Genomic DNA, 6,380 nt, shown 5'->3' on the forward strand with positions numbered 1-6,380 from the left:
TGTCTTGATCAGGTCACGGCAGCATACCTGGTCAGAATGTCCCGCAGGCGGCCGCTGCCGGCAAGCGGCAACGAGAGGGTGACCTGGATTTCTTCGCCGATGTCCTGTCGGCTCAGGATACGTCCTTCCCGGCACAGGCGTGCCAGCAGTGCCCCATCACTGGCTGGCAGTGTCAGGTGATACTCCTGCCATGCCTGGGTGCGGGCGGCGGCCAGTCGGGTCAGCAACAGATCAAGGCCCAGGCCGGTGCGGGCGGAAATGACGAGTGAATCCTCCCGTTCTCCAAGACGTGTTGCCTGTCCAGGATTTTCTTGCAGCATGTCGGCTTTGTTGTACAGGGTCAGCATGGGCTTGTGCTGCACGCCCAACTCCTGCAACACCTCCAGTACGGCTCTGACCTGATCGTTCCACTCGGGGTCTGCCAAATCCACGACGTGCAACAGGATGTCGGCACTGACCACCTCTTCCAGGGTGGCCCGGAAGGCCGCGACCAGTTGATGGGGCAGATCGCGAATGAAGCCCACCGTATCGCACAGGATGACGCGCCCCCCATCCGGCAGGGTGACACCGCGCATGGTGGGGTCCAGGGTGGCGAAGAGCTTGTCTTCCGCATCCACGTGGGCTGCGGCCAGGCGATTGAACAACGTTGATTTGCCGGCGTTGGTGTAGCCGACCAGGGCTGCCACGAACAGGGGCACATCCTGGCGTTCCCGGCGTTGGAGGGTTCGGGTGCGTTCGACATCGCGCAGGGATTTTTTCAGGCGTTGAATGCGTTCCCGGATTTGGCGTCGGTCCAGTTCGATCTGGGTTTCGCCGGGTCCTCCCCGCACGCCGACGCCGCCGCGTTGCCGTTCGAGGTGGGTCCAGGTGCGCACCAGACGGGATTGTTCATAGAGCAGTGCGGCCAGTTCCACTTGCAGGCACCCTTCGCGGGTTCTGGCCCGGGCGGCAAAAATTTCCAGGATCAGTCCGGTTCGATCCACCACCTTGGCCTGGAGTGACCGTTCCAGATTGCGCTGCTGTACTGGTGACAGGGAGTTGTTGAAGACGACCACCCCGGCGTCCAGTTCCTTGACTTCCGCGCCCAACTCTTCCAGACGCCCCTTGCCCAGAAAGGTTGCCGGCAGGATGCGGGCAAGGTTGACCATCCGTATGCCTGCGGGTTCCAGACCGGCACTCACCACCAGTCGTCGCAGCTCTTCGGCCAATCGTTCGGCGCGGTCTGGATCCTCTTCCACCACCTGAATCAATAACGCCCGCTCACGGGGAGCCTGCGTTGCGTGCATGGGTCTCCTTACATGTCAAGTTTCTTCATCATGACTGGCTTCGCCGACGACCTGGATATTTCGTGACGGCATCACAGTGGATATGGCATGTTTGAATACCAACTGGGTCACGCTGTTTTTGAGCATCAGGCAATAATTGTCGAACGAGGTGATCACCCCCTGGAGCTTGATGCCGTTGACCAGGAACACCGTAACCGGTACCTTCTCACGGCGCAGGGTATTCAAGAATGGATCCTGCACATTATGCCCGGCATGACTTCCCATGACTTGTCCTCGGTTCTTGTTTTTTTATCAACCAGTTTCAGAATGCGATCCCTGTCGCATCACCTCTCAGCAAACTTCAGATTCTGACAAATTATAGACACGAATGCGCAAAAAGATACGAAAAATAGACACTCTCCGAAACGGGTATGCGGTTTGGAGATAATGGCCTGGATATTGCGTGAATCTTATCCCGTTTGGCAAGACCAAATCACGTTTCCGATCGCAAAATCGAGACTGCCATGACCATTGAAAACAAGATTCTCAGCCTGGACGATCTGGCCCGGAAGTCCGCGGACTTGAAGGAGCAGGGGCGCACCGTGGTGTTGTGTCACGGCACGTTCGATTTATTGCATCCCGGGCATATTCGTCATTTGCGGCGTGCCAGGCAGGAAGGGGATTGCCTCCTGGTCACGGTCACGGCCGATCCTTTTGTGAACAAGGGTCCGGGACGACCGGTGTTTCACCACGATCTGCGGGCGGAAAATCTGGCCTCCCTGGAGTGCGTGGATTTTGTGGCCATCAACCACGACGTGACCGCCGTGCCTGTGATCAACCTGATCAGGCCCAACGTTTATGTCAAGGGTCAGGATTATCGGGCCGCAGAAAATGACATCACCGGCAACATTGTCATCGAACAGAAGGCCGTGGAAAGTTCGGGTGGCCGTGTTTTTTATACCAATGAAATCGTGTTCAGTTCCACCAGTCTGCTCAACGAGCATTTTGATATTTTTCCGGCCTCGACCAAGGAGTTTTTACAAAAATTCCGTTCCCGGTACCAGGCCGAGGCGGTGATTGACCGGATTCTCTCCCTGGACAAATTGAAGGTTCTCGTGGTGGGGGAGGCCATTGTCGATGAATACTGCTACTCAACCCCCATGGGTATCACCGGCAAAAGCCATGAGGTCTTGTCGGTTCGTTTTGACGCCATGGAACAGTTTGCGGGGGGGTCTCTGGCCATTGCCAATCACTTGGCCGGTTTTGCTGCCGAGGTGACCCTGCTGACCGGGTTGGGACACAACGATCACCATGAGCCTTTCGTTCGCTCCCGTCTTGAAGAGCGTGTGAAGCCGGCATTTTTTTATTTTGAGCAGTCCCAGACCCTGGTCAAGCGTCGCTTTGTCGATGCCGAAGCGCGCAAGTTGTTCGAGGTCTATTTTTATGATCCAAACCCCCTGACTCCGGCTGTCGAGGGTAAAATCATCGAATGGATCCAGACGCATGCCAGTGCGTATGACGTGGTGATTGTTCCGGATTACGGGAATGGTTTCATTTCGCTGGACATGGTCGAGGCCCTTTGTTCGACGGCGCGCTTTTTGGCCGTCAATACCCAGATCAACAGCGGCAGTCGGGGATATCACGCCATCACCCGGTATCCACGGGCGGATTTTGTCTCCCTCAATGAACCCGAGGTGCGCCAAGCCGCTCACAATCGCCACGACCCCCTGGAACTGGTGACAAAACAGATCGCCCAGCGGGTCAAGGCCAACCAGATCGCCATTACCATGGGTTCGGTGGGTGCCCTGCTGCTGGACATGGACGCATCGACCACGCACCGGGTTCCGGCCCTCTCCACCCGGGTGGTGGATAACATTGGTGCCGGTGATGCGTTTCTTTCTCTGGCGGGTCTGGCCATCGGCGGAGGACTGGATTCGGAACTGGCTCTGTTTTTGGGCAGCGCGGCAGCCGCTCTCGATGTCCAGATCGTCTGCAATCGCGATCCGGTCCGGCCAGTCCACCTTTTCAAGTATATCACGACATTGCTGAAATGAAACTGGATCAACCTTGAAAGTCACGAGGCCGGTTTCGCTTCCTCTGCGGCGGATTTTGTGGGATTATTCAGATTGGCGTTGTTTAAAATATTCATGGCCCGTTCGATGATCAATTCGGCTCCGGGAGGTGATTCGTCGTAAATCCAGGTTTTCCGGTTGATGTGGAAAGAAAATTTATTGTAAGGCCCGGTAAAAGGCCCCTCCGGGGGATCGGACGGATCCTGGTGGCGGGCGAAGATGCGCATGAAATCCTGACTTGGCGTGATACCGAAACCCACATCGGTTCCCAGTATGGTCGAGCGCACGTAACATTTGTCGCGCACGCGATCCTGGATGATGCATTGACTCAAGGCATCAAAGTGTTCCAGCAGGTGTTGACGCCCCATTTCCTGGCGCAGATGAAAGCACAATCTGCGAATGTCGTTTTGAGGAAAAAAGCCGCGTCGGGTCCGGAAGCGTCGGCAGGTGCAGGTCAGACGAAAAAGATTGATTTGATGCAAAAGGGGCGTGTGGTCGCGTCCGGCAACCTGGACAGGTTTGTCCAACTCCTGGGGGAGGGGTGTCAACAAAAATGCCGGACAGTCCTGGACAGAGCGAAGAACCTTGTTTTTGCGGACCTGTGGCAAAATGAAGCCATGAATGAGAACAAGCCAGAGGGCGATGACGCCGAGTGCTGCAAGCAAAATCCACATGGTGAAGGGATCCGGGCGGGTTGAGGGGGGGTGGTCGTGGCCAACCTTGTCGTTCGGGAGAATATTACGGAATGATCATGAAGAAGCAAATTTTTTTCCTGGCCAACCTGCTGATTGCTGCCCTGCCAGGCGGCAGGCGTCTGGTGGCCATTTTCTTCTTCTGCCTGATTTATGGTTGGATTTCGCCTGTGAGAGCCATGAATGCCGACGACATCCTTCAGGCTGTGGATCAGGCCATGGCTTATGATTCCCAGGAGATGGTCTTGCGTCTTGTCAATCGTCGCGGGTCGTATGAAGAGCCTCCGGTGGTGATCCTCGTGGCCAAAAAGGGTGGGGATCGCCTGGTCGCCATGATCCTTGCCCCGGATTCCATGAAGGGAGTGACGGCTTTCAGGTCCGGTGCCGACGTTTGGGTGCGGATCCCCGGGAAAAATATTGAAATGCAGCAGGATCCCTTGTTGAGAGGGTTCCATGGCGGCGGAATCTTCAACAATGAGGATCTTTTGCATCTGGATTTTCATCTGGAATACCAGGCCAGACTGGTCCGGGAGGATCAGGCCAACTGGTATCTTGAATTGACCCCGAAACAGGCGTGGGTGCCTTATGCCCGACTCGGTATGGTGGTGGACAAGGAGTTCAAATTGCCCCGGGAAGTGACCCATTATGGTCCGGGCAATGTCCTGATCAAGACCATTCGCTACAAGCAGATGCAGCGCTTTGCGGATGGACCCTTGCGTCCATCGCTGCTGGAAAGTGCCAGCCCCTTGAATGCGGGATATGTGTCAACATTGCGCTATGGGGATGTGCGCTCCGTTGCGGTACCGGAAACCATCTTCGACCGCAGTGCCTTGAACAAGATTGGTGACTATTTTATGCGGGAAAGATGAAATCCCGGGAACTTATGGCATCCTTGAATTGATCTCGGCCAGGATTGCATTCAGTTCTGTGATGTCGGCTTGTGCCAGTCCATCCTGGTTCTCCTGCGCCAGAGTCTGGGCAATGGTCCGGGCATGCAGAATTTCGGTGCGTGCCTCGGGAATGCGACCTGCGTAGGCTTGCGCGGTGCCCAACTGCTGATGGGCGACCATCAATTCGCGTCGGGCCAGGGGATTTTCCCGCTCGCTGAAAGCCAGACGTTGCCGGATGGCCAGGGCTGTGGTCATCTCCTCCATGGCCAGGGAAATTTCGCGCAGATCCAGATGCAGTGAACCGATTTGCAGCAGGGTGGTTGCCAGGTTGCGTTGCGTTTCCAGGTTGGCCGGATCCTGGAGCGAGAGTCGTTCATGAATGGCGCGTGCCCGGGCCAGACTATCCAGGGCCTTGGCTTTTACACCCAAGTCAATCTGGACATCTCCCAGATTGCTGTACGTGACCGCCAGGTCGCGTTGTGCCTGGAGATTGTCAGGCTCCCGGGCCACGCAACGTTGCAAGATCTGTTCGGCAGCGGCGTAGTTTTGCAATGCCTCGGCGTGTTTGCCCATGCGGCTGTGCAAAAATCCGTGCTGGCGATGGCTGGCAGCAAGATCAATCCAGGCCTGAAGGTTGGCAGGATCCTCCTCGGCCAAGTCCTGATTGATTGTCAGGGCCGCTGCAAAATCCGCCCGGGCACCTGTCGGATCGTCATTCTCCAGACGCAATGTGCCGATATTGCCCAGCGTGGCGGCCAGATTGCGCCGAATTTCCGGATTGTCGGGCACCTGTTTGGCCAGACGTTGAATGATTTCCAGAGCCTGCGACAGGCTGGCCATGGCCCGCTCAAGGTCACCCACCCGTCCATACATGAAGCCCATGGTGTTCAGACTGGCGGCATAGTCTTGCCATGCGGTATCAGGATCCGGTTTGTCAATGGGGTCCGGTGCGGGTTTTGCCAATGGAATATGGTTGATGGTGTTGCTGTCGGTTACGTTGGTGCCGGTCGTCGTTGTCGTGGTACCAGTGGCACGCTTCTGGTCAAGGAGCGTGGCTTCGACGAAGGCCGCCAGGGCACTGCCACTTTCGCCCAGGGAAAGCCGGGTATTGCCCAGTCGATGCAGACCCAGGGCGAGCGCACGTTGGACTTGCCAATTGTCGGGCTGTCGCTGCAACAGGCGACGATAGATCTCCACAGCATCATCAAAAGCTGCCAGGGCTCCCTGTGTTTCCCCGGCCAGAAAGCGCATTTCGCCCATTCGGGTATGAATCACGCCCAGTTTATTCTGTATCTGAATTTCTCCGGGGAAACGTTCGAACACACGGCGACCGAATTCCAGTGCGGCCTGATATTCGGCCATGGCAGCGCGGAGATTGCCGCTCTGGCGACGGGATTCAGCCTGATCCATGAGGAGAACCAGACGCTGGCGTTGTGCCACCGGGTTGTCGGGGTCGCTGTT

General features: G+C 56.7%; 6 protein-coding genes. 2 read left to right on the forward strand and 4 right to left on the reverse strand.

Annotation, left to right across the window (positions count from 1 at the left end; all coding sequences use genetic code 11):
- Positions 1-8 precede the first annotated feature (8 nt).
- Positions 9-1,286: a GTPase HflX gene (gene hflX / locus HQL65_13120; protein ID MBF0137174.1), complete on the reverse strand. Its 1,278-nt coding sequence runs from the start codon at positions 1,284-1,286 to the stop codon at positions 9-11.
- Between the two features lie 15 nt (positions 1,287-1,301).
- Complete coding sequence (gene hfq, locus HQL65_13125; protein ID MBF0137175.1) at positions 1,302-1,550, reverse strand: RNA chaperone Hfq; 249 nt, start codon at positions 1,548-1,550, stop codon at positions 1,302-1,304.
- A 239-nt stretch (positions 1,551-1,789) separates the two neighbouring features.
- Here hfq and HQL65_13130 point away from each other — a divergent pair, with 239 nt between their 5' ends.
- Positions 1,790-3,319: an adenylyltransferase/cytidyltransferase family protein gene (locus HQL65_13130; GenBank protein MBF0137176.1), complete on the forward strand. Its 1,530-nt coding sequence runs from the start codon at positions 1,790-1,792 to the stop codon at positions 3,317-3,319.
- A gap of 20 nt (positions 3,320-3,339) precedes the next feature.
- Here the strand turns inward: HQL65_13130 and HQL65_13135 are convergent, their stop codons facing one another.
- The gene (locus tag HQL65_13135; GenBank protein MBF0137177.1) at positions 3,340-4,011 is read right to left on the reverse strand and encodes a hypothetical protein; all 672 of its coding nucleotides are present in this window, start codon (positions 4,009-4,011) and stop codon (positions 3,340-3,342) included.
- Positions 4,012-4,088: 77 nt separating this feature from the next.
- Here HQL65_13135 and HQL65_13140 point away from each other — a divergent pair, with 77 nt between their 5' ends.
- Positions 4,089-4,898, forward strand: a complete 810-nt coding sequence (locus tag HQL65_13140; GenBank protein MBF0137178.1) for an outer membrane lipoprotein-sorting protein — start codon at positions 4,089-4,091, stop codon at positions 4,896-4,898.
- Between the two features lie 12 nt (positions 4,899-4,910).
- Here the strand turns inward: HQL65_13140 and HQL65_13145 are convergent.
- The coding region (locus HQL65_13145) for a tetratricopeptide repeat protein (GenBank protein ID MBF0137179.1) at positions 4,911-6,380 on the reverse strand (1,470 nt) is incomplete at its 5' end.

This window comes from Magnetococcales bacterium, from assembly GCA_015228935.1.
In the GTDB taxonomy this organism is placed as follows: Bacteria; Pseudomonadota; Magnetococcia; order Magnetococcales; family DC0425bin3; genus HA3dbin3.